Genomic DNA, 21,127 nt, shown 5'->3' on the forward strand with positions numbered 1-21,127 from the left:
TCAGGGTTTTGCCAAACCTTTACAATGCCGGCCAGCTGAAATTCCGGGCCCACTCCAACGCGTTGTCAAAAGGCATAGGCTCGGCATAGAAATAGCCCTGCCCGAGATCGCAGCCAAGCCGCACCAGCCGTTCGTGAACTTCGCGGGACTCCACGCCTTCAGCAATCACCCGGCGGCCAAAGCTTTTCGACAGGCCAAGAATGGCTTTAACCACCATTTCGTCGTCCCGGTCGCTCACCATATCGCCAACAAAGGTGCGGTCTATCTTGATTTCCTGCACCGGCAGCCGGCGGAAATAGTCCAGCGACGAGTATCCGGTGCCAAAATCGTCCATAGAGACCTCAACGCCCATACCCTGGCAGACTTTCAGGATATCGATCACTTTGCGGGTATCATCCAGCGCCGTGGTTTCCAGCACTTCCAGTATGAGCCGGTGCCGGATGCCGTCCGGCAGTTGCCCCAGCCCCGCTTTCAGGTCAGGCAGGAAGGCCTGCCCCAGAAAATAGGACGGGCTCAGGTTCACGCTGATCGAATACGACAAACCCTGTTCGTCAAAGTACAATAACCGCTTGATGGCCTCTCCGAGCACAAACCGACCAACCTGGCTGGCATACTCTGTGTACTCGATGTGGTCCAGAAAGCGACATGGCAACAGCAGGCCGTCGTCCGGATGGTTCCAGCGAATCAGTGCTTCGAATCCCTCAACCGTGCAGCGGTTGAAGTCCACCTTGGGCTGGAAATAGAGCTCCAGCTCTTCCCGGGCCAGCGCCGGCCCGATCTGTTCGAGCACCCTCACCCGCTCCTTGCGGGTAAAGTGTGACTCAAGGTCAAACATCTTGAAGGCGTTCTTACCGGCCTCCTTGGCGGCATACATGGCCTGGTCTGCGTGCCGAAGCAGCATGTCCGGCTCCACGTCGTCATCCGGGTATACGGTGATGCCCATACTGCAGGACAACTGCAGCACGTAGTGGCGGTAATTCACTGGCTGGCGGATGGCTTCCAGAATCCGGGAATAGACGCGGCTGTCATTCACATCCCGCAAAATGGCCACAAACTCGTCGCCACCGAGGCGGGCAATCACATCGTGGCTGCGAACAATGGTTTTAAGGCGTTCGGCTACCGCCCGCAGCACCGCATCGCCCACCGAGTGGCCGTGCTCGTCGTTGATCTCCTTGAACCCGTCCAGGTCCAGGAAGCAGACCGACACCGTGCCTTTACGCTGGTCAGCCTCGTACAGTTCCTGGGTGAACAGCTCTGTCAGCCTGCGGCGGTTCGGCAGCCCGGTCAGGGCGTCGTAATTGGCGGCTTTTTCAAGGCTGGTCTGATGTTCCTGGCGCTCGCGGTACAGGCGTTTGCGTTCCAGCAAGGTTCCAACCGTTTGCAGCAAAGGGGCCATGCGGTCAGCCATTTCCTCTTCATAGCCCGTATCGCGGTTGGCCAGGCCCACCAGCCCAATCATCTCACTCTTGGAATACACCGGCATGGCAATGTAGCTACGTATGGGCGGGTGCCCCGGAGGCAGGCCGCCTTTGCGCGGGTCGCTGCTGTAATCGTTAGCCACCACCACGGCACCGGACAACATCGGCGCACCCAACAGGTTGTCGAGGCGCTCAAACAACATGCCCCGGCGCTCCACCTGCTGGAAGAGCCCCTGAGTTTCCGGGCTCCAGGCAATATTGGTGATGGCTTCTACCTTCAGGTATGGCGTGCCGTCTTCCTTGCGCAGCACCTCACCAATAAAGCCGAACTGGCTGCCGGTGATGGCCAGAAAATCCGACAGCATCAATTCGAAGGCGGCCCGGTCGCTGTCATTGGTCAGGAAGGCATTCTGCGCCCGCTGGATAGCCCGGGTAATGTGGGTGAAGCGCACATCGTCTTCGCCATTGACTGCCGCATAGGCCCGTTCCAGCTCGTCTTCAATCAGGCTGGCCAGTGTTCGAAGCACATCCAGGTCAACTTCCCGGATCTTCCTTGGCTTATCGTCAATAATGCAGATGGTGCCAAGCTTGTAGCCCCCGGGTTCCCTGACCGGAATGCCGGCATAGAAACGGATTTGCGGCCCGCCGGTTACCAGCGGGTTATTGCGAAAACGCGGATCTTTGCTGGCATCTTCAACAATAAAGGGCTTTTCCTGCCGGATGGCATGGTCACAAAAGGCGAAGGAGCGATGGGTTTCACGGACATCCAGCCCTTCCTTAGACTTGAACCACTGGCGCCCCTCGTCCACGATCGAGAACAGGGCAATCTTTACGTTGTATACCTTCCGGGCAATACGCACCAGACGGTCAAACCGCTCCTCGGGTGGCGTATCCAGGATGCCTAGTTTGGCGAGGGCGGCAAGGCGGCGTTCTTCGATTGGGTCCATCGGCATCAGCGTTGGGCTCCGGATTGAAAGGCGTAGAGTATTGTACGTGTTCCTGGCCTTGGCGATGAGTACAATTCCCAAAACCGTTACTTTTTCTAATGAGTGCTATTGCTTATAAAAAATAGCTTTGCATTCCGGGCTGGCAAGAGTAAAGTGGCGGTCGTTGGAAAGATTTAGCAAAGCATTCATCAATAAGACGTACCGCTGTTGTAGCAAGTAGTTCTCGTCCTGTTTTTGATCACGCCAGTTTTTTGTTTCCGCACACCGCTGATCCCGCCTCACAACGATGTTGGACAGCAAATAAAATGATTGAATTCAGGATAGTTAAATATGTCTACTGTTACCGGTACTGTTAAGTTCTTCAACGAAGCTAAAGGTTTTGGTTTTATCACTCGTGAAGGCGGCCCGGACGTTTTTGTTCACTACAGCTCCATTCAGGGCGGCGGCTTCAAGACTCTGGCAGAAGGCCAGCAGGTTGAATTTACCGTATCCCAGGGCCAGAAAGGTCCTCAGGCGGAAAACGTAGTTGGTCTGTAAATAACAGCCCAATACGATATGAAAAAGGCAGCTTCGGCTGCCTTTTTTGCGTTCTGGCCCCTACTCACAAAGCATTCAGGCAGGCTATGATACCGGTTGCATCGACAACCAATAGCAGGAACCTGAATGCCCTCACCGCGCCTTCTATCCAAGATACCGGTTACTGGTTGGGTTATTCTGGTTATCACGCTCGCCGCTACGACTCTCAGCGGGCTCTGGATGCGGGACTTCCTGATCCAGCGCGACCAGCAACAGCTGGAATTTGCCGCATCCCAGCTCACCGAAAAAATCAATGAACGACTAAAAGCCTATGCTCTGGTGCTGCGTGCCGGTGCGGGCCTGTTCGCCGGCACAAACCGAGTCAACCGGGACGACTGGTACAGCTTCGTCGACAAACTGGGTGTTGCGGAGTCGGTAAGCGGAGTACGAGGATTCGGTTTCGCGGTTATTGTTCCGCCAGAATCACTGCGCAAGCACGAACAACGCCTCAAAGATGAAGGCTTTCCTGATTACCGGATCTATCCTTCCGGCCCCCGCGACCTCTATACCGGCATTGTTTTCCTTGAGCCCATGGATCCACAGAACCGACTGGTACTGGGCTACGATATGTTTTCCGAACCGACCAGGCAGGCCGCTATGGTACAGGCCAGGGATAGCGGACAGGCCGCGCTCACCGGAAAACTGATCCTGGTTCAGGAAACCGGAAATCAGGGGGCACCCGGCATTATTGTCTATGTGCCGGTATACAAGAATGATATGCACATTGATTCCGTGGAGCAGCGACGCGAGGCGATTGCAGGCTGGGTTTACGGAGCATTCCGGGTAACCGAGCTGCTTGAAGGCATCCTGGAAGACTGGGCAACACCGGCCGGCGTACGGCGAGCCATCGGCGTGAGCATCTACGACGAACAGAGCAGCCCGGACAACCTGCTGTTCAGCAACCTCCCAGCCGCGATTGAAACCAACAAATCCTTACAGCACGAGATCAGATTCAACGACAGAACCTGGGTTTTGCAGTTTGCGCCGATCGATTACCTGGCTGCACCCTACCTGCTGACCGTCATACTCGTAGCTTTGGGCGTACTTGCCCTGGGCCTTCTGGTGTTCTTCCTGTATCTCAGCCTGGTTCGTACCCAGCATAAAGCCAACACCATTGCCGAACGGCTGACCAAAGACCTCCGGGAGCTGGCAAACCAGTTCGATACCATTGCCGGCCGGGTACCGGGGATGGTGTACACCTATCAACTGTTTCCGGATGGTCGCTCCTGCTTCCCCTACGCCAGCCGCGCCATGCAGGACGTGTACGGTCTGGATCCGGCAACCGTCAAGCACGATGGTGAGGCGGTTTTAAGAACCCTGCACCCGGACGATGCAGAAAGAGTGCGTGACAGCATCATGGAGTCGGCAACCAATCTGACCGTATGGCAAGACGAATACCGGGTTATTCATCCTGATGGGTCGGTGCACTGGCTACTGGGGAACGCTCTGCCTCATAAAGCCGAGGATGGCTCGGTGATCTGGTACGGCAGCCTGACCCGCATCACTGAAAGGAAGGAAGCCGAACTGAGGCTCAGGCAGGCGCTCACCGAAGCCAGCCGGTTCCGGGATGCGCTCGACCGGATGGACACCTTTGTGTTCATGAAGGATATGGACCTGCGCTACACCTACGCCAACAGCGCCACTTTGACGCGCTTCGGGTTGTCCCGCAACGAGCTTTTGGGCACCCGGGGCGAGCCGGTGTTCGACAATATGAGCATCGAACGCATCAGGGCACTCGATGAAAGGGTGTTAAGAGGCGCCAAGGTTACCGAAGAAGTTGAAATCAACATCCGGGGAGAGCGCGCCGTACTCCTCCAGATCAAAACCCCGATCTACGAAGACGGCGGCAGCGAACACATTGTCGGCCTGATTGGCATCAGCACCGATATCACCAAGGCCAAACAGCAGGCGCAGGAAATCGAACGCCTTGCCCATTACGATGCGCTGACCGGGTTGCCCAACCGCACCCTGCTGGCCGACCGGCTGAACCAGGCTATGGCCATGGTGGATAGACGGCAAAGCTCCCTGGCAGTGGTGTACCTCGACCTGGACGGCTTCAAGGCCGTGAATGACAGCCATGGCCACTCCGCCGGCGACCAGGTGCTGATCACCGTGGCCAGCCGGATGCGTCACGAACTCCGGGAGGAAGACACCCTGTCACGGCTTGGTGGCGACGAGTTCGTGGCCGTCTTGATGGATATGTCTGCAGATTCAGATTTCGAAACACACCTGGAACGACTCCTGAAAGCCGTTTCCAGGCCAATCCTGCTTAAAGACAAGGCGGTTACGGTCGGCGCCAGCCTGGGGGTCACGTTCTACCCGCAACCCGATATCTCCGGTGGCGACCAGCTGATCCGCCAGGCTGACCAGGCCATGTACCAGGCCAAGTTGTCCGGCAAAAGCCGGTTCCACCTGTTCGATACCGAGCAGGACAGAAGCCTGCGCAGCCAGCACGAAACCATCGAGCGCATGCACCAGGCCCTCAAAAACAATGAGCTATGCCTGTATTACCAGCCCAAGGTAAACATGCGTACCAGCGAAGTGATTGGTGCTGAAGCACTGCTTCGCTGGCAACATCCGGAGCGCGGGTTACTGGCACCGGGAGCCTTTATCGGGCTGGTCGATAACACCCCGCTGATGCTCGACATCGGCCGCTGGGTAATGGACAGCGCCCTGGCAAAAATGAACGAATGGCTTGAGCAAGGGGTGCGGGTACCCCTGAGCATTAACATCAGCGCCATCGAACTGCGTGACCCGAACTTCCCGGAGCACCTCGCTGCTGCGTTGAAATCATGGCCGGACCTGGACCCGGCCATGCTGGAACTGGAGGTTCTGGAAACGGCAGCACTGGGTGACCTGGGCCAGATTGCCCGGGTTCTGGACAGCTGCCGCCAACTGGGTGTGAGTATCGCCATCGATGATTTCGGCACCGGCTACTCTTCCCTGACCTACTTCAAACGCCTGCCCGCCAAAGTGGTCAAGATCGACCAGAGCTTTGTCATGGGCATACTGCGCGACCCTGCAGACCTGGCCATTCTGGACGGCATCGTGCGCCTGGCCGATGCCCTGGACCGCCAGTTGATTGCCGAAGGCGTGGAAACCTTCGAACACGCAGAGATGCTGCTTCGCATAGGCTGTGACCTGGCCCAGGGTTACGGCGTGGCCCGCCCCATGCCTGCAGATGACTTCCTGCCCTGGCGCGCGCAATGGCGTGCACCAGCCAACTGGCGTAACCTGCGCACGGTTTCACGCCGGGCTTTGCCCAGCCTGTATGCCGGGGTCGACCATCGGGCCTGGGTCGAGCGTTTCCGCAGCTATCTTGAAGGCAACGACAAAAGTGTGGAGCTCGATCATAATCATTGCGGCTTTGCCGGCTGGCTGGATAAGCAGTCCGCCGAACTTCCCGGGCTGAAGGGCATCCGGAAACTGCATCAGGAAATTCACGAGATTGCCGTGGAAATCGACAAACTGCACCGGGCCAACCAGCGCGACCAGATCCCTACCCTGATGAACGCACTGGATGTACTGAGCGACCAGCTGTTCCATGAAATGGAAACACTGATGGAGCACATTGCCTGACGCCGATTCCCGGGGTTCGTGCCCTCGGTTCCTGCGTAGTACCATGGTCGGGCTACCGGTCTGGCCATGCGAGGCATAGAATGGCCGCGGATTGTACTATCGGCCAGATTCCCCCGGCTGCTGCAAATCAGAAAAGGCAAAGCATGTTTTCAGAACAGTTCTTTTCCGTCCAGGACGGACGCATCGTTATTACCGCACCCCAGGCCAGTTTCTTTGCCAAGGAAGTGGCCGGCGACTTCAACCCCATCCACGATCCGGATGCCCGGCGCTTCTGTGTGCCCGGAGACCTCCTGTTCGCGGTTGTGGTGTCCCGCTTCGGGCTGTCTGAAAACATGACCTTCCGGTTTCGCAACCTCCTGGGCGCCGAGGTTCCACTGGAATTCCGCGAGAGCGACAACGGCGGCACCATCGAAGTGGTCGATGAGGGTGGCAAGGTGTACCTGGAGGTAACCCGCAGCGGCGACATTACCCGCGATGAACAGGTCATCGAGGAATTTACCCGCTGCTACGTGGCGGCTTCCGGCAAAAACTTTCCCCACACCCTCAAGCCGCTGATGGAATCCCACGGGGTGATGTTTAACCCGGGTCGCCCGATGGTGATGTACGAAAGCATGAGCCTGGCCCTGAACCAGCTGGAACTCCAGCAACCGGACCTGGAATTAAGCAAGGCCGACCTGGAAGTGGCAGGCAAACGGGGCAACGTAACCCTGGACTATCAGCTGATGTCATCCGGCAAAACCGCCGGCGAAGTATCCAAGCGCCTGATGCTGGGCGGCCTGCGGGAATACTGCCCGGAAGCCATGGCCGGCATTGTTGAAGAGTTTTACCGGCTGAAAGCCCGTGGCACTCGTGTGGGAATGGACGGCGCCGATCAGCCTGCCGGGGCGTAACGCTCGAAGGTTTGCAGGCACACATCGACCGTGAGGGAGATGCTGTCCAGTTGTGCCGCCCGCGCCCTGCCCTCGGCACTGGCGCGGTACAGGTGGGGAGTCATGGCCAGCAGGTCAGCAATCGGCTCCGCACCTTCCAGATGCAGGGTGAAGCGCAAATCCTGCGTTTCCACTCGACGGAAACCGTCCGGCACCTCATCCACCTTTTTCGACTCTGCACGCACCTGCGGATAAATTATCTCCCGCAACTCCCGCAAATGATCCTGCCCGGCATCCACCTGAATCAGCTTGCCGCCCGGTTTCAGCACCCGCGCAAACTCGGCATACACCGGAAAGCCGAACATGCAAAGCACCCGGTCCAGGGACGCAGGCTGCACCGGCAGATTGGCATTGCTGCCAACCACCCAGCTCGGAACGCGATCCTTCCTGGCCGCCGCCAGAACCGCCCACTTGGAAATATCCAGCCCAAGCACCGCCAGTGACACCCTGCCACCCGCTGCAGACGCCAGCTGGCGCAGGTAATAACCTTCACCGCAGCCGGCATCCAGGCAATCAAGGTGACCGCCATCCGATACATCCTTCAAAACCGCTGCCGAAACCGCCTCGGCTATCGGCTGGTAATAACTGGCCCCAAGAAAACGCTGGCGGGCCGCAACCATCTCCTTACTGTCGCCGGGGTCTTTCGAGCGCTTCTTCTGTACCGGTAACAAATGCACATACCCCTGCCGGGCCACATCAAAGTTATGGCCATTGGCGCAACGCCAGGAAGAAGATTCTTGATGTAGCGGCTCGCCGTCTAACGGGCAAGCCAGGGCTTCGAAGGCTTTGGTTGTCATGGGGTTACACTCTGATGATGCGGTTCCGATGGCGCCAATACTAACAGTTAGAGGCCTGGATTGCCCTGTTGGAACCTGCCTCTCTATCCTGATTACAAATCGATATATCCCTTTTGCAAGTTTTCACAAGAACGACGCACGACACCTATTGATGAAACCCATGATCGTCTACAGAATGTGAGTCACATCACACCCCGAGCTTGTGGTGGCGACACTGCCCTTTCTAGTTCCCAGAGTAACCCTCGTTATGCAGTCTCACGATTTTTCTCTGCTGGAAATGCAGCAAAACATCCATGAATTGATCGCTCAGCAGCACCCGCTTGAGGAAACACTTGCAGCGATCACAGACTGGGTCTCGCTGATGATGCCCGGCGCCCTGGTTTCTATTATGCGGTGTGACCCCGACACGCAAACCCTGAGCATGGTGCCGAGTAATCAGTTCTCTCCGGACTACGTGGATCAAATGCAGAACATCCCAATTGGGCCAGATCAGGGAACCTGTGGTTCGGCGGCTTATTTACGGGATCTCGTGGTTACGGATAATATCCAGAATGATCCGAAATGGGATGGGTACCACCATCTTGCAGAAGCTGAAGGGGTCCGCGCCTGCTGGTCCGTGCCCATTCTGACTGCCAATGGCGCGCTGTTGGGCACCTTTGCATCCTACTATCGCTCGGCGGTCTCCCCCACTAACGGTGCACAAAGGAACCTGAGCCGTGGTGCAGCGCTGGCAGCGCTGACCATTCTCCGGCACCGGGATCTCACGGCTCGCAAAGCACAAGAAGCAGAACTGCACCAGTTGCAGCGAGGCATTGAAGCCAGCCCCCATGGAATTTTGATGGCGGATGCCCAACAACCAGATCATCCCGTGGTTTACGTGAATCCAGCGTTCTGTGAGATCACCGGTTACCCCCGAGAAGAGGTTTTAGACCAGAACTGCCGCTTTCTTCAAGGCTCAGACACGGATCCGGAGGCCATCAAGGCTGTACGTTTGGGCCTGCAGCAGAAGACGGATGTTGATGTCACCCTGCTCAACTATCGGAAAGATGGAACTCCATTCTGGAACCACCTGATCATCCGGCCAGTCCTGGATACGACTGGAGAATGCACACATTTTATAGGCATCCAGCAGGACATCTCGCAGCAAAAAGAGCAGGAAGCCAAGATACGGTTCCAGGCCACCCACGACCTCCTGACCGGCCTGCCCAATCAGGCGGCTTTTACCGAAACCCTTGAAGAACTTCTCGGGCATACATCCGGGACAGACATGCTCGCTATGTTCTATCTGGACCTGGATGGATTCAAACCAATCAATGAGGGGCTGGGACACCGGATCGGCAACCGGATTTTGCAGGCTGTAGCCCAACGCCTTAAGGCCGTGATGCCCGAACGGGCCACGATTGCCCGATTGGTTGGGGACGAATTTGGTATTGTTCTTCCTGACTGCCCTGGCCGCAACGCTATCATTCAACTGGCAGAGAAGGTTTTGCAATCCCTTGGCGAACCTATTGAAGTGGATCAGCAAATGATTCACATCAGTGCCAGTATCGGCATTGCAAGCAACAGTGATAAGGCCGTACAGCCCCACCAACTGCTGCAGTTTGCCGACCTGGCACTGGACCGGGCCAAGCGACAGGGCCGCAATACCTGGCAATGGTATGGCGCGGATAAAGCCGAACACTCCCGACACAGCGTCACCCTGCGACATGAACTACACACAGCTTTGAAAGAAAACCAGTTCGAGCTGTATTACCAACCCTTAGTAGATGCTGTGACCGGCCGCATGCGAAGTGTCGAAGCCCTGGTGCGCTGGCACCATCCAGTCCGGGGCATGGTGTCGCCTGCCGAATTTATCCCGCTGGCAGAGCAGACCGGGCAGATTGTACCGCTAGGGCTCTGGGTTCTTCGGCAAGCCTGTCAGGAAATGGCCGAGTTCAATGGGCGGCGGGAGCGCAGCCTGCGTGTGGCCGTCAACATTTCATCGTTGCAGTTTATTCGCGATGGATTTCTGGACGACGTCTTCCGGATTCTGGAAGAGACCGGCCTTTCGCCCCAGTTACTGGAACTGGAAGTCACTGAAAGTGTATTGATCGACGGTGTCGAGCACGTCATCAAGTTGATGGAAGCTCTTAAAGACCGGGGCATCCGCGTGGCTTTGGATGACTTCGGAACCGGGTTTTCCAGCCTGAGCTATTTGCGGGACCTGCCGACACACAAAGTGAAACTGGATCGAAGCTTCGTACAGAATACGGCTACAGACCGACGCATTGCTGCGATTGTTCAAGGGGTGATCACTATGGCTCACCACATGGATATGATGGTTGTGGCTGAAGGCATCGAAACGCGGGAGCAGCAAGAAGACCTGGCCCGACGGCACTGTGACATTCTGCAGGGTTACCTGTTTGCCCGACCAATGCCCCTTGCCGAATTATGCTTACTACCTGAAATTTTGCCGGCCAACTCCAACGAATGAGGATACCTAGGTCCCTCACCCACCGCCTTGTAATAGCAAGTGTTCTAGCCATTGTGCTGGTCACCCTTGTGCTCATCCCGATTACCTGGTCGAACACCACAACCCGGTTTGAGAGCTCGCGCCTCACGGCTAAGACACTGCTTGAAGCCGAATACGATGCATTGCTTCAAGGCATGAATGAAAGCCTCAACCATGCCCTTGCGATTGCAGAGTTCCCCAGTGTCCGGCAGCACCTCGATCGGATACGGCAGACACAGAACCCTTATCAGGATGTTTGGTCTGACCAGAACGAAGACCAGATACGGGGCATGCTCAGTACCCTGCTGACTCACTTTGGCCGCTACACCCGTCTGGTGGTCATTGATACGGACGGGCGCCAACGGCTGTCTACCGAAGACCCTCCGGAATCTGAGATCCTGCATCGGAATCACTTGTATTTCCGTGAGGCCATGGCGATGAACCCACGCAGCCTCTATCTCTCGGCGCCCTATCCGGATCCTTCCCGGAGCGGGCAGGAGGTTTACGTTATAGATATTTCGACGCCGATTGTAAGCTCAGAGGGCGAGCAGCTGGGTGTCTTGTTGCTGACCCTGAACTGGAACTACCTGTTGAGAACTCTTCCCCATGCGATGGGTGCCAACGCCCAGGCGTCTGCCCTTCTTGTTGATGGACAAGGGCATTCCCTGCTGCCGGTCAGCCATGGCCCAGTCGCCTTCGGTGACTCCTTGAAGGATCATAAGCGCGTGATCTGGCTCGAAATGGAGACCCGTAACCGGGGTGAGTTACTACTGGATGACCAACTTGTGGTTTTCCAGACCCATGACCTTCGTACCCATCATTTCCGCACTGCGGCCATGCAGGTTCTCAGTGTACCGGGCAGCCAGCCCTGGCGCATAGCGATAAGCGTACCCCGCCCGGACGTTGCGTTCCTGATAGCAGAAAGTCCATGGAAAACGAGCCTGGTGGTTCTGACCTACGGATTAGCCATCGGGTTCAGTGTGTTCTGGGTACTGAGCAACCACCACCAGCGCTCTTTGAAAGAAAAGGCGCAGAACCTGTCTCAAAACGCGAGATCCTACGCCCGTGAACTGACCGACCTCTACGAGAACGCCCCCTGTGGCTACCACTCCCTGGATGAACAGGGCGTCATACAGAAGATCAACCGCAAGGAACTTCAGTGGCTGGGTTATTCCCGGGACGAGTTGGTTGGAAAGCGCTACTACCGGGACCTGGTCAGCCCGGAAACCCGGGACGCTTTCGACGAGGCCTTCAAGGCGGTGCTGGCTGACGGCCATGAAGGCTCCGCCGAGATTGAACTGATGTGCAAAAACGGCGAGAAACTCCCCGTCGCCATCGAAGCCACGGCCCAAACAAACGCCAACGGTTTCCAGTACAGCCGGGCCATGGTGTTCGATCTTACCGATCGTAAACAACTGGAAGACCTGCTGACCACGCAGGCCATGACAGATCCCCTGACAGGTCTGGGCAACCGGCGATTCCTGGAAACCCAGACCGAACTGGAAATACCCCGGGCCCGCAGAAATGGCGAGCCTCTTACCCTGATTGCCGTAGACCTGGACCGGTTCAAGCGAATCAACGATGACTATGGCCACGATGTGGGTGACCGGGTACTCCAGGAGTTCGCAAAGACGGCTCAAACCGAATTACGTGATGGCGATATCCTTTGCCGTATGGGCGGTGAGGAATTCACCGTTCTACTGCCCAACACCGGTAAAGAACATGCATTGATGGTAGCAGAGCGGCTTCGGTCGGCCGTCGAGACGAACCCGGCAGAGGTTGGCACTGCCACGACGGAGGATGGCTATTTATCCTATACGGCATCGTTGGGGGTGACCCTGGTGCTGCAAGATGAGGGTTCACTGAAACCGGCCATCAAGCGCGCGGATGAGGCGCTTTATGCCGCTAAAGAGGCTGGCCGGAATCGGGTGAAATGGTGCTCAGCCGACATGCAGCATACTTGAACTCCGGAATCTTCCCGTCCGGGTCCAGGGCCGGGTTGGTGAGCAGGTTGGCGGCCGCCTCAACAAACGCGAAGGGCACAAACACCATGCCCTCGGGCATAGCCTGATCGGCCCGTGCCGTCAGGGTGATGCTGCCACGCCGGGTGGCAATCTTGATTGCATCACCCGGTGTTACGCCCAGGCGATCCAATTCCTCTGATGCCAGAAAAGCGGCCGCTTCGGGCTCCCGCTCATCCAGTACCCGGCTGCGACGGGTCATGGCGCCGGTATGCCAGTGTTCAAGCAATCGCCCTGTGGTCAACACGATGGGATAGGCTTCATCCACCGGCTCGTCCGGCGGCAGTGGCCAGGCCGGCGAAAATCTGCCCCGGCCCCCGGCCCGCGGGAAGGCATCCGAGAAGACAACGTCCTGCCCTGGCGCATCATCGGCGGAGCAGGGATAGGTCACAGAACCTTCGCGTTCCAGTCGGGACCAGGAGATGTGATCCAATGAATGCATGCCCTGCTTCATCTCAGCGAACACTTGCTCCGGGCCGTGATAGTCCCAACCCAGTCCGAAACGCCGGGCCATTTCCTGAATAATCCACCAGTCAGGTCTTGCCTCCCCTGGCGGCGACAGCGCAGCACGGCCCATTTGCACCTGCCGGTTGGTGTTGGTGACGGTACCTGATTTTTCCGACCAGGCGGCCGCAGGCAGAATAACGTCGGCGAACTGGGCGGTCTCGGTGACGAACAGATCCTGTACCACCAGATGCTCAAGCGCAGCCAGCGCGGCCCTGGCGTGGGTCAGATCCGGATCTGACATGGCGGGGTTCTCGCCGAGGATGTACATGCCCTTTATGGTGCCTGCCGTGATGGCATCCATGATCTCTACCACCGTGAGCCCGGGCTCCGGGTCAAGTTCAGTGCCCCAGAGTTCTTCGAAAGCGGCCCGTAGCTGGGCATCTCCTACCGGTTGGTAGTCGGGCAATACCATGGGGATCAGCCCGGCATCGGAGGCACCCTGCACGTTGTTCTGGCCACGCAACGGATGCAGGCCCGTACCCGGCCGGCCCGTATGGCCGCAAGCCAGGGCCATTGAGATCAGGCAGCGAGCGTTATCGGTGCCGTGCACGTGTTGGGAAATGCCCATGCCCCAGAAGATCATCGCTCTGTCGGCCCCCGCGTAGGCGCGGGCCACTTCGCGAATAACCTCTGGTTCAACACCGCAGAGCGGGCTCATCACCTCCGGTGTCATATCGGCAACACTTGACGCCAGTGCCCCGAAGCCCTCGGTGTGGGCATCAATGTAGGCCTGGTCAAAGAGTGCCTCGTGGATGATCACGTGGAGCATGGCGTTGAACAACGCCACGTCGCCTCCGGGTGAAAACCGCACGCTGCGCCAGGCATAGGCATCCAGGGCCTGCCCTCGGGGGTCTATGATGATCAGCTTAGTGCCATTGCGTGCTGCCTGCTTGAAGTAGGTGGCCGCCACCGGGTGGTTCACCGCCGGGTTGCAGCCGGTGAGGATCACCACATCGGCCTGAAGCGCCTGCATGAAAGAGGCAGTGACTGCACCAGAGCCCAAGCACTCCATCAAAGCCGCCACGGAACTGGCGTGGCAGAGCCGCGTGCAGTGATCAACGTGGTTGGAGCCAAAACCGGTGCGCACCAGTTTCTGGAACAACCAGGCTTCTTCGTTGGAGCACTTGGCGCTGCCGAAGCCTGCCAGCGCATCCGGCCCGTGTTGTGCTTTAAGTTGGGTTAATCCGCTTGCCGCCAGATCCAGTGCCTCTTCCCAGCTCGCCTCACGAAAGTGGGTTAACGGACTGGCGGGATCAAAGTCAGGGTCGAGCCCTTTGGCCACACCTGCCCGACGGATCAGCGGCCGGGTGAGCCGCGCCGGGTGCGACGGATAATCAAAGCCGAAACGCCCCTTAACGCAGAGCCGGCCCTGGTTTGACGGCCCATCTTTGCCTTCAACAAAAAGGATGCGGGCACGATGCTCGCATGTTTCTGTTTCGGCAGGCGCAGATTCGTCCTTCACGTGATAGGTCAGTTGGCAGCCCACACCGCAATAGGGGCAAACGGAATCCACAGTGCGGTCGGCGGTGGCAGAGTCTCCGCGGCCCTCGGCATCAATCAGGGTGGCGGGCATCAGGGCCCCGGTCGGACAGGCCTGCACACATTCGCCGCAGGCAACGCAGGTGCTGTCGCCCATGGGGTCATCAAAATCAAACACCACTTTGGACGCAGCACCACGGTGCGCCAGGCCTATGACGTCGTTGCCCTGCACTTCGCGGCAGGCACGCTCGCACAAGCCGCAGGTGATGCAGGCGTCCAGATTGACGTTCATGGCAGAATGAGTGGTGTCATGGCCCCGGGCGTGGGCCAGAGACTCCAATCTCGGCGCCACATGGTGAACCGTGGGCTCGTTGCGCTCTGAACGGGCCGGGAGACGTTGACGCACAGCACCGGCATCAATGGCCAATTGATCCGCCATTTCCCATAGATGAGTTGAACGATCGGGGCTGCTATCTCGCTCAGGTTGATCGGCCAGCAGCAATTCCAGCACCGCTCTCCTGGCATCCTGGGCACGGGCGGAGGCTGCGCTTCGCACCACCATGCCGGGCGCGGCCTCGCGGATACAGCTTGCGGCAAGTACCCGTTCGCCTTCCACTTCCACCATGCAGGCGCGGCAATTGCCATCCGCGCGGTAACCCGGGGCGTCTTTGAAGCAAAGGTGCGGAATGGTCTCGCCGGCGCGTTTGGCCACTTGCCACAGGGTTTCGCCGGGGTAGGCCTGAACGTCCACGCCGTCCAGTGTCAGGGTAAAGCTTGTCGTTGCATTGCTCATGGCGGTTTTCAATTCGCTCATGGCTGCCTCCCTTAACCCTGGGCGATCAGCTTGCTGCTGGCCAGTTCGCTGCGGAAGTCCCGCAGCAGGCTCAGCACCGGATTAGGGGCCGCCTGGCCCAGACCGCAGATAGAAGCATCCGCCATCACTCTGGCCAGCTGCCTCAGCGTCTCCTCATCCCAGGTATCGCGTTCCAGCAACGTGAGCGTCTTCTCTGTGCCCACCCGGCAGGGCGTACAATGCCCGCAGGACTCATCGGCGAAAAAGCCCAGAAGGTTGGACGCCGCGGCAGCCAGATCGTCCTGATCCGACAGCACGATCACTGCTGCAGAACCGATAAAGCAACCGTGTTCTTGAAGGGTGTCGAAATCCAGGGGTATGTCAGCTTTGCTGGCTGGCAGTATGCCGCCGGAAGCCCCGCCAGGCAGATAGGCCAGGAGGCGATGCCCTTCTGCCATGCCGCCGCAGTATTCCTCGATCAACTCGTTGAGGGTGATGCCCGCAGGGGCGAGATGAACCCCGGGCCTTGCAACCCGTCCGGAAACCGAAAAGCTCCGAATGCCGCGACGACCATGCCGCCCCTGGCTGGCAAACCAGTCGGCGCCCCGGGCGTGGATGCGAGGAATCCAGTAAACCGTCTCGACGTTATTCACCAGCGTGGGCTGACCAAACAGCCCTTTCTGAGCAACGAACGGCGGGCGATGACGGGGCTTGCCGGGCTTGCCCTCCAGGGACTCGATGAGGGCGGATTCCTCGCCGCAGATGTAGGCGCCCGCACCACGGCGCAGGATGACAAAGCCCTGCTCCACAATGGCGGCTGCTTCCAGCTCCGCAATGGCATCTTTCAACACACGGTGCAGGCCGGGATATTCATCCCGCAGGTATATGTAGAGAGCCTTCGCCTCAACCGCCCAGGCGCTAACCAGCGCACCCTCGAGGAATTCGTGAGGTTCACGTTCCAGGTAGTAGCGATCTTTGAACGTGCCCGGTTCACCCTCGTCGGCGTTGATCACCGCATAGCGTGGCCCCGGTTCCGCCCGTACGGCCTGCCATTTGCGGAAGGTGGGGAATCCGGCGCCGCCAAGGCCACGAAGGCCCGCATGCTCAAGTTCATTCTCCAGCGATTCGATGCTCACCCGGCCGTCACGGCAATCGGCAAGCAACTGATAACCACCGGCCGAGCGATAATCCGACAGACGTTGCCAGAAAATCTCCTCTGGCTGCACCCGCCCCTGCTCTACCGCGGCCTCAACGGTCTGGGCGTTGGCATTCAGCACATGGTGATGCCCTACACCTACAACCGGCGCGGTGTCACAGCGACCCATGCAGGGCGCTCGCTGTACCCTCACCGTGGCGGGATCAGCTCCATCAGATAGCGCTCGATGCAATGCCTCCGCTCCTGCCAAACGACAGGAAAGCGAGTCACACACCCGCAGAGTTATCCCGGGCGGTGGCGTTTGTTCGTCGTGAATGACATCGAAATGGGCATAGAAAGTGGCCGTCTCATAAATGGCGGCCATGGGCAGATTCATGAAAGTCGCAAGGGCCCGGAGACGGGGCATGGTCAGGTAACCGTAGGTGTCCTGCAGTGCATGAAGGTGCTCGATCAGGCGATCGCGGTGTCGCAATGACGGATCGACACCTTCGTCACCGAGCAGACCCCGCAGCTCCGACATTACAGCCGGTTCCAGTTGACGGCCACGAAGGGCTGAGCGCCGGCGTTTGAGCTTTTGTTCGTTTGAACTCATTGTTGTTTTACCAGGCCCGGGGTACAAAAAGTGGCTTATTAGATCTGCCGTGTTCGCCGTTGAATAGATTACGCTTATCGAGGCAAACTTCTCAAGGATTCAGCCATCGCTGCGGAAGGGTTCTGACTTCCGGTGAGTCGGTTATGTTGACAGAGTCGCAGGTCCGTCTCTGAGGTAATCGAACGTTTTCCCGCGATGATCTGACCTATTCTCTGAGCAGGCACCCCAATTTCTTTGGCGAGGCGGTATTGAGAAGTGTCCAGCGGAAGCAAACCCGGAACTGTTTGTTGATTCGAATGCTGTGCAGGCCTTGGCGGTCACCTCTTTAACGAGCGCCATGCGGATTCCGCAAATTCTTTTCGGTACTCCTGAGGTGATGTCTTTACCCGGCCAGACAGCCAAGCTCTGCAATAGTTTTCCGACGGACCTATGATGAGAGAGAAGAGCATCTCGAAGGGCTGGACAATTTTGATATCGCCCTTGCCCAAACCAATTAACTGCTCTTTCAGCTTCTGGTAATTCTGGATATTTCGATCCTTCAGTTCCTGCTGAAATGGTCCCTTAGCCAATGGGGAACGTGCCTGATAAAGGAATCTGGCCCATTCGCGGTTGGCCGCCACCCAGTCCAGATAGCTCTCGATAATGCAAAACACCGCCTCGCGCAGATTGTTTGCCCCGGCCAACTCTCGCTCCAGTTGCTGTCGCTGATCATCCATGGCCGCAAAAAAGAGCGCACTCAGGATGCCCTCTTTGTTCCCGAAGTGATGGTAAATCGCCCCCACACTGGTGTCGCATCGGGCTTTGATGGCATCGATAGTTGTCGCTTCCACCCCCAGATCGTTAAAGCAATGCAGCGCCTGTTCCAGAATCTCTCTTTTCAGCGCAGCTCTGCGGCCCGGAAACCGATTCTCTAAAATATTGGATTGGTTCATTAAATGGATATTCGCCTGATTGAACTCGCCATGGCCTGCATTCTACCGTTTGACAGCTTTGGCCGAAACAGAATATCCTTCTTTTAAAGAATATTGTTCTGTTTTTTTTGTGCCACACCTTCAAGAAAAGAAATCACCATGAACGTGAAACTGAACGGATACCTCAGGATTCCGGGCTGAGGGTTAATCCACATGCCCGGCATCTTGGCCAATACAGCCTTGCCGCAATTTCTGCGCTATCTATTTTTAGCTGATGATTAAATGGATCGACAATGGAAAAAACCCTAATAACCTGTGAAGACGGCTATAGGCTCACCGGGCACTTTTTCAGGCCAGCCACAGAGTCACTTCGCGGTGCCGTCCTGCTCTCCCCGGCCACTGGGTTTCGGCACCAAGTCTATTTCAATTTTGCCACCATGTTGAGCGAACAGGGCTTTGCCGTGCTGGCGTTTTCCAACAGGGGCATCGGGGACTCCCGCAACGATACCCCCCTGGCGGAACTTTCTGCCGACCTGGTGGACTGGGGGACCCTGGATTTGCCGGCAGCGCTGGACCAGCTGATCACCCTGGCCCCGAACCTGCCGGTGACCCTGGTGGGCCACAGTGCCGGTGCGCAGTTGATCGGTTTGATGCCCAATTTCGCCCAAATTAACCACTATGTTCTGATTGCCGCATCGTCGGGGCATTTCAACAACCTGAAACCCAAAACCAGGCTGGCAGCCAAGCTGCTGTTCCATGGCTGGCAACCCGTTTCCGTTGCGGTGAAAGGATACTGGCCCACCAAACTCATCGGTTTTGGCGAAGACTTGCCCGCTGGCGTCGCCAGGCAGTGGCGACAGTGGTGCAGCTCACCCGGCTATGTAGAAAACAGTTTTGGAAGGGAAATACGGCGGCATCACTATTCGGATATAAAAGCGCCCGTGCTGTCACTAACCGCAACAGATGACCACATCGCCGTGCCTGCAAACGTGGAAGATTTTCTGCGCCTTCTGCCCAACGCCAGGATAGAAAAACAGTTTCTGGAACCATCCAGTTTTGGACTGAAAGAAATTGGCCACAGTGACCTACTGCGCAGCCGCTGCAAGGCTTGTTGGCCGCAGGTTCTAAAAGGCCTAGCGTCTACAGACTGAACCTGAATGTCATCCTGATATCTAAGTTAAGCTGTTCTCGGATATAAGGAGCTTGCGCTTCGGCGGCGATATTGGTGCTGCGATGAGACTGATGACTCCACTTGACAGCTTCATCTTTGAATTCACACGAAAGCTCAAAGGCTAAGTGACCGCCTCAGTACCCCGGATACCGCTCCCAAAGCCCATCGTCATCCATAAAAGAATGCCACTCCTGGCACGTCCACAAATCCGACGCAACGGCCTCAATAACCTCCCGAAGCTCCAACGGCTCTAACCAGCGCTGCGGAATCACACCGGTGCCGTGCATCGCGCCAAGAATGTTTCCGGTAATGGCTCCGGTAGAATCTGAATCTCCATCGTGATTCACCGCCAGCACAACACCCTGCTCGAAACTTTCAGCCACAAGGGCGCAATAAACAGAAATCGCCAGCGCTTCCTCTGCGACCCAGCCTTCGCCGAGTTCCTGAATAGCGATATGGTGTGGCTTGTCGGTCTGGCTCAGTTCAACCGCTGAAGTGGACCCCAAATTTTGGACAGGTGCCTAAGCTCTGATTCATCATCTCCATAAGGAGGAGAATCATGAGCAAGAAACGCAAGCAATACAGCGCATCATTCAAGTCCAAAGTCGCCCTGGCTGCCCTCAAGGGCGACCAGACCACATCCGAAATTGCTGCCCGTTTCCAGATCCACCCCACCATGGTCAGCACCTGGAAGCGCGAACTGCTGGAGAATGCCCCGGGCCTCTTCGAAGGCAAGAAGAAAGCCGGCAAGCAATCCGATGAGCCCAGCACAGACGAACTTTACCGAGAGATTGGCCGACTGACGGTGGAACGCGATTTTTTGTCGCGCAAGCTCGATCAGTAAGCCGTCAACAGCGGTTGGCGATGATCGAGCGTGGTCATCCCCAAGTCAGTCTTTCGCGCCAGTGTGAGCTGCTCAAGCTGAGCCGCTCATCGGTGTACTACGTCCCTCGTGAGCAGTGTCAGGAGGATCTGGATCTGATGTACCTGATTGATCAACAGCACCTGGAAACGCCGTACTATGGCTCTCGCAAGATGCGGGTCCACTTGCAGCACCAGGGCTATCGGGTCAACCGGAAGCGGGTGCAGCGGCTGATGCGCACCATGGGCATTCAGGCGGTGTATCCGCGCCCCAGAACCAGCATTCCGGGCGATGGGCACAAGGTGTACCCGTATCTGCTCACAGGGCTGAAAATCGACCGCCCCAACCAGGTGTGGGCAACAGATATTTCATATATCCCGCTGGCCCGGGGCTTCATGTATCTGGTTGCCATCATCGACTGGTACAGCCGCAAGGTGTTGTCCTGGCGAGTCTCCAACACCATGGACACAGACTTCTGCGTCGATGCACTGGAGGAGGCTCTACAGCGCCACGGAACACCGGAGGTCTTCAACACCGATCAGGGCGTCCAGTTCACCAGCGAGGCCTTCACAAGCGTTCTCAAAGAGCATGGCATCCGGATCAGCATGGACGGCAAAGGCTGCTACCATGACAACATCTTTGTGGAACGGCTCTGGCGCAGCGTCAAACACGAGTGCGTCTACCTCACTGCCTTCGAGGATGGCCGACACTTGAAGCAGGCGCTCCACCGGTACTTCCGGCATTACAATCAGACCCGGTACCACCAAACCCTTGATTACCAAACACCGGATGAGGTGTACTACCAACAACCCATGACCCTGGCAGCTTGAGCCGGGAATACAGCCGGATCAGAGCTTAACTGCACCTTCAGGCTGTCCAACTGATGGGGTCCACCTCA

At 57.5% G+C, this 21,127-nt stretch carries 14 protein-coding genes; 7 read left to right on the top strand and 7 right to left on the bottom strand.

Going from position 1 to position 21,127, the window contains the following annotated elements; genetic code table 11:
* Nucleotides 1–19 precede the first annotated feature (19 nt).
* Nucleotides 20–2,371, bottom strand: coding sequence for a sensor domain-containing phosphodiesterase (locus AQ621_RS07765; RefSeq protein ID WP_058340970.1), 2,352 nt, complete (start codon nt 2,369–2,371; stop codon nt 20–22).
* Nucleotides 2,372–2,695: 324 nt separating this feature from the next.
* On the opposite strand from AQ621_RS07765, the gene AQ621_RS07770 reads away from it, so the two are divergent.
* The 3 genes from AQ621_RS07770 (at nt 2,696) to AQ621_RS07780 (ending at nt 7,410) form a co-directional block, all read left to right on the top strand.
* Nucleotides 2,696–2,902, top strand: coding sequence for a cold-shock protein (locus tag AQ621_RS07770; protein WP_022988980.1), 207 nt, complete (start codon nt 2,696–2,698; stop codon nt 2,900–2,902).
* A 126-nt stretch (nt 2,903–3,028) separates the two neighbouring features.
* Nucleotides 3,029–6,520, top strand: coding sequence for an EAL domain-containing protein (locus tag AQ621_RS07775; protein ID WP_082640940.1), 3,492 nt, complete (start codon nt 3,029–3,031; stop codon nt 6,518–6,520).
* A gap of 143 nt (nt 6,521–6,663) precedes the next feature.
* A complete protein-coding gene (locus AQ621_RS07780) occupies nt 6,664–7,410 on the top strand; it encodes a DUF3581 family protein (RefSeq protein ID WP_058340972.1) in 747 nt (248 codons plus the stop codon).
* Here AQ621_RS07780 and AQ621_RS07785 read toward each other — a convergent pair.
* Nucleotides 7,392–8,246, bottom strand: a complete 855-nt coding sequence (locus tag AQ621_RS07785) for a putative RNA methyltransferase (RefSeq protein ID WP_058340973.1) — start codon at nt 8,244–8,246, stop codon at nt 7,392–7,394. The two genes, AQ621_RS07780 and AQ621_RS07785, sit on opposite strands and share 19 nt — an antisense overlap.
* Before the next feature lie 247 nt (nt 8,247–8,493).
* Here AQ621_RS07785 and AQ621_RS07790 point away from each other — a divergent pair, with 247 nt between their 5' ends.
* Together AQ621_RS07790 and AQ621_RS07795 are read left to right on the top strand one after the other, a co-directional pair.
* Nucleotides 8,494–10,719: a putative bifunctional diguanylate cyclase/phosphodiesterase gene (locus AQ621_RS07790; RefSeq protein WP_058340974.1), complete on the top strand. Its 2,226-nt coding sequence runs from the start codon at nt 8,494–8,496 to the stop codon at nt 10,717–10,719.
* Between the two features lie 53 nt (nt 10,720–10,772).
* A complete protein-coding gene (locus AQ621_RS07795) occupies nt 10,773–12,701 on the top strand; it encodes a sensor domain-containing diguanylate cyclase (RefSeq protein ID WP_227508266.1) in 1,929 nt (642 codons plus the stop codon).
* Here AQ621_RS07795 and fdhF read toward each other — a convergent pair.
* From fdhF to AQ621_RS07810, 4 genes are all read right to left on the bottom strand, one after another.
* Entirely contained in the window at nt 12,643–15,558 is a 2,916-nt protein-coding gene (gene fdhF / locus AQ621_RS07800) for a formate dehydrogenase subunit alpha (protein ID WP_058340976.1), read from the bottom strand. The two genes, AQ621_RS07795 and fdhF, sit on opposite strands and share 59 nt — an antisense overlap.
* Nucleotides 15,559–15,569: 11 nt before the next feature.
* The gene (locus AQ621_RS07805) at nt 15,570–17,285 is read right to left on the bottom strand and encodes an NADH-ubiquinone oxidoreductase-F iron-sulfur binding region domain-containing protein (RefSeq protein WP_058340977.1); all 1,716 of its coding nucleotides are present in this window, start codon (nt 17,283–17,285) and stop codon (nt 15,570–15,572) included.
* Between the two features lie 74 nt (nt 17,286–17,359).
* The gene (locus AQ621_RS17270) at nt 17,360–17,557 is read right to left on the bottom strand and encodes a helix-turn-helix transcriptional regulator (protein ID WP_082640942.1); all 198 of its coding nucleotides are present in this window, start codon (nt 17,555–17,557) and stop codon (nt 17,360–17,362) included.
* 45 nt (nt 17,558–17,602) lie between these two features.
* Nucleotides 17,603–18,217 carry a TetR/AcrR family transcriptional regulator gene (locus tag AQ621_RS07810; protein ID WP_058340978.1) on the bottom strand — a complete coding sequence of 205 codons (615 nt, stop codon included), beginning with the start codon at nt 18,215–18,217 and terminating at the stop codon, nt 17,603–17,605.
* A gap of 272 nt (nt 18,218–18,489) precedes the next feature.
* On the opposite strand from AQ621_RS07810, the gene AQ621_RS07815 reads away from it, so the two are divergent.
* Entirely contained in the window at nt 18,490–19,347 is an 858-nt protein-coding gene (locus tag AQ621_RS07815; protein ID WP_058340979.1) for an alpha/beta hydrolase family protein, read from the top strand.
* A gap of 154 nt (nt 19,348–19,501) precedes the next feature.
* Here AQ621_RS07815 and AQ621_RS07820 read toward each other — a convergent pair whose 3' ends face one another.
* Entirely contained in the window at nt 19,502–19,873 is a 372-nt protein-coding gene (locus tag AQ621_RS07820; protein ID WP_058340980.1) for an ADP-ribosylglycohydrolase family protein, read from the bottom strand.
* A 53-nt stretch (nt 19,874–19,926) separates the two neighbouring features.
* On the opposite strand from AQ621_RS07820, the gene AQ621_RS07830 reads away from it, so the two are divergent.
* Nucleotides 19,927–21,059 (top strand): IS3 family transposase gene (locus AQ621_RS07830; protein ID WP_413772290.1). Its coding sequence is split into 2 segments (ribosomal slippage): nt 19,927–20,209 and nt 20,209–21,059, totalling 1,134 coding nucleotides; the frame shifts between segments, so codons are not numbered across the junction.
* Nucleotides 21,060–21,127 lie beyond the last annotated feature (68 nt).

It is taken from the genome of Marinobacter sp. P4B1, assembly GCF_001447135.1.
GTDB classification, from domain to species: Bacteria; Pseudomonadota; Gammaproteobacteria; order Pseudomonadales; family Oleiphilaceae; genus Marinobacter; species Marinobacter vinifirmus.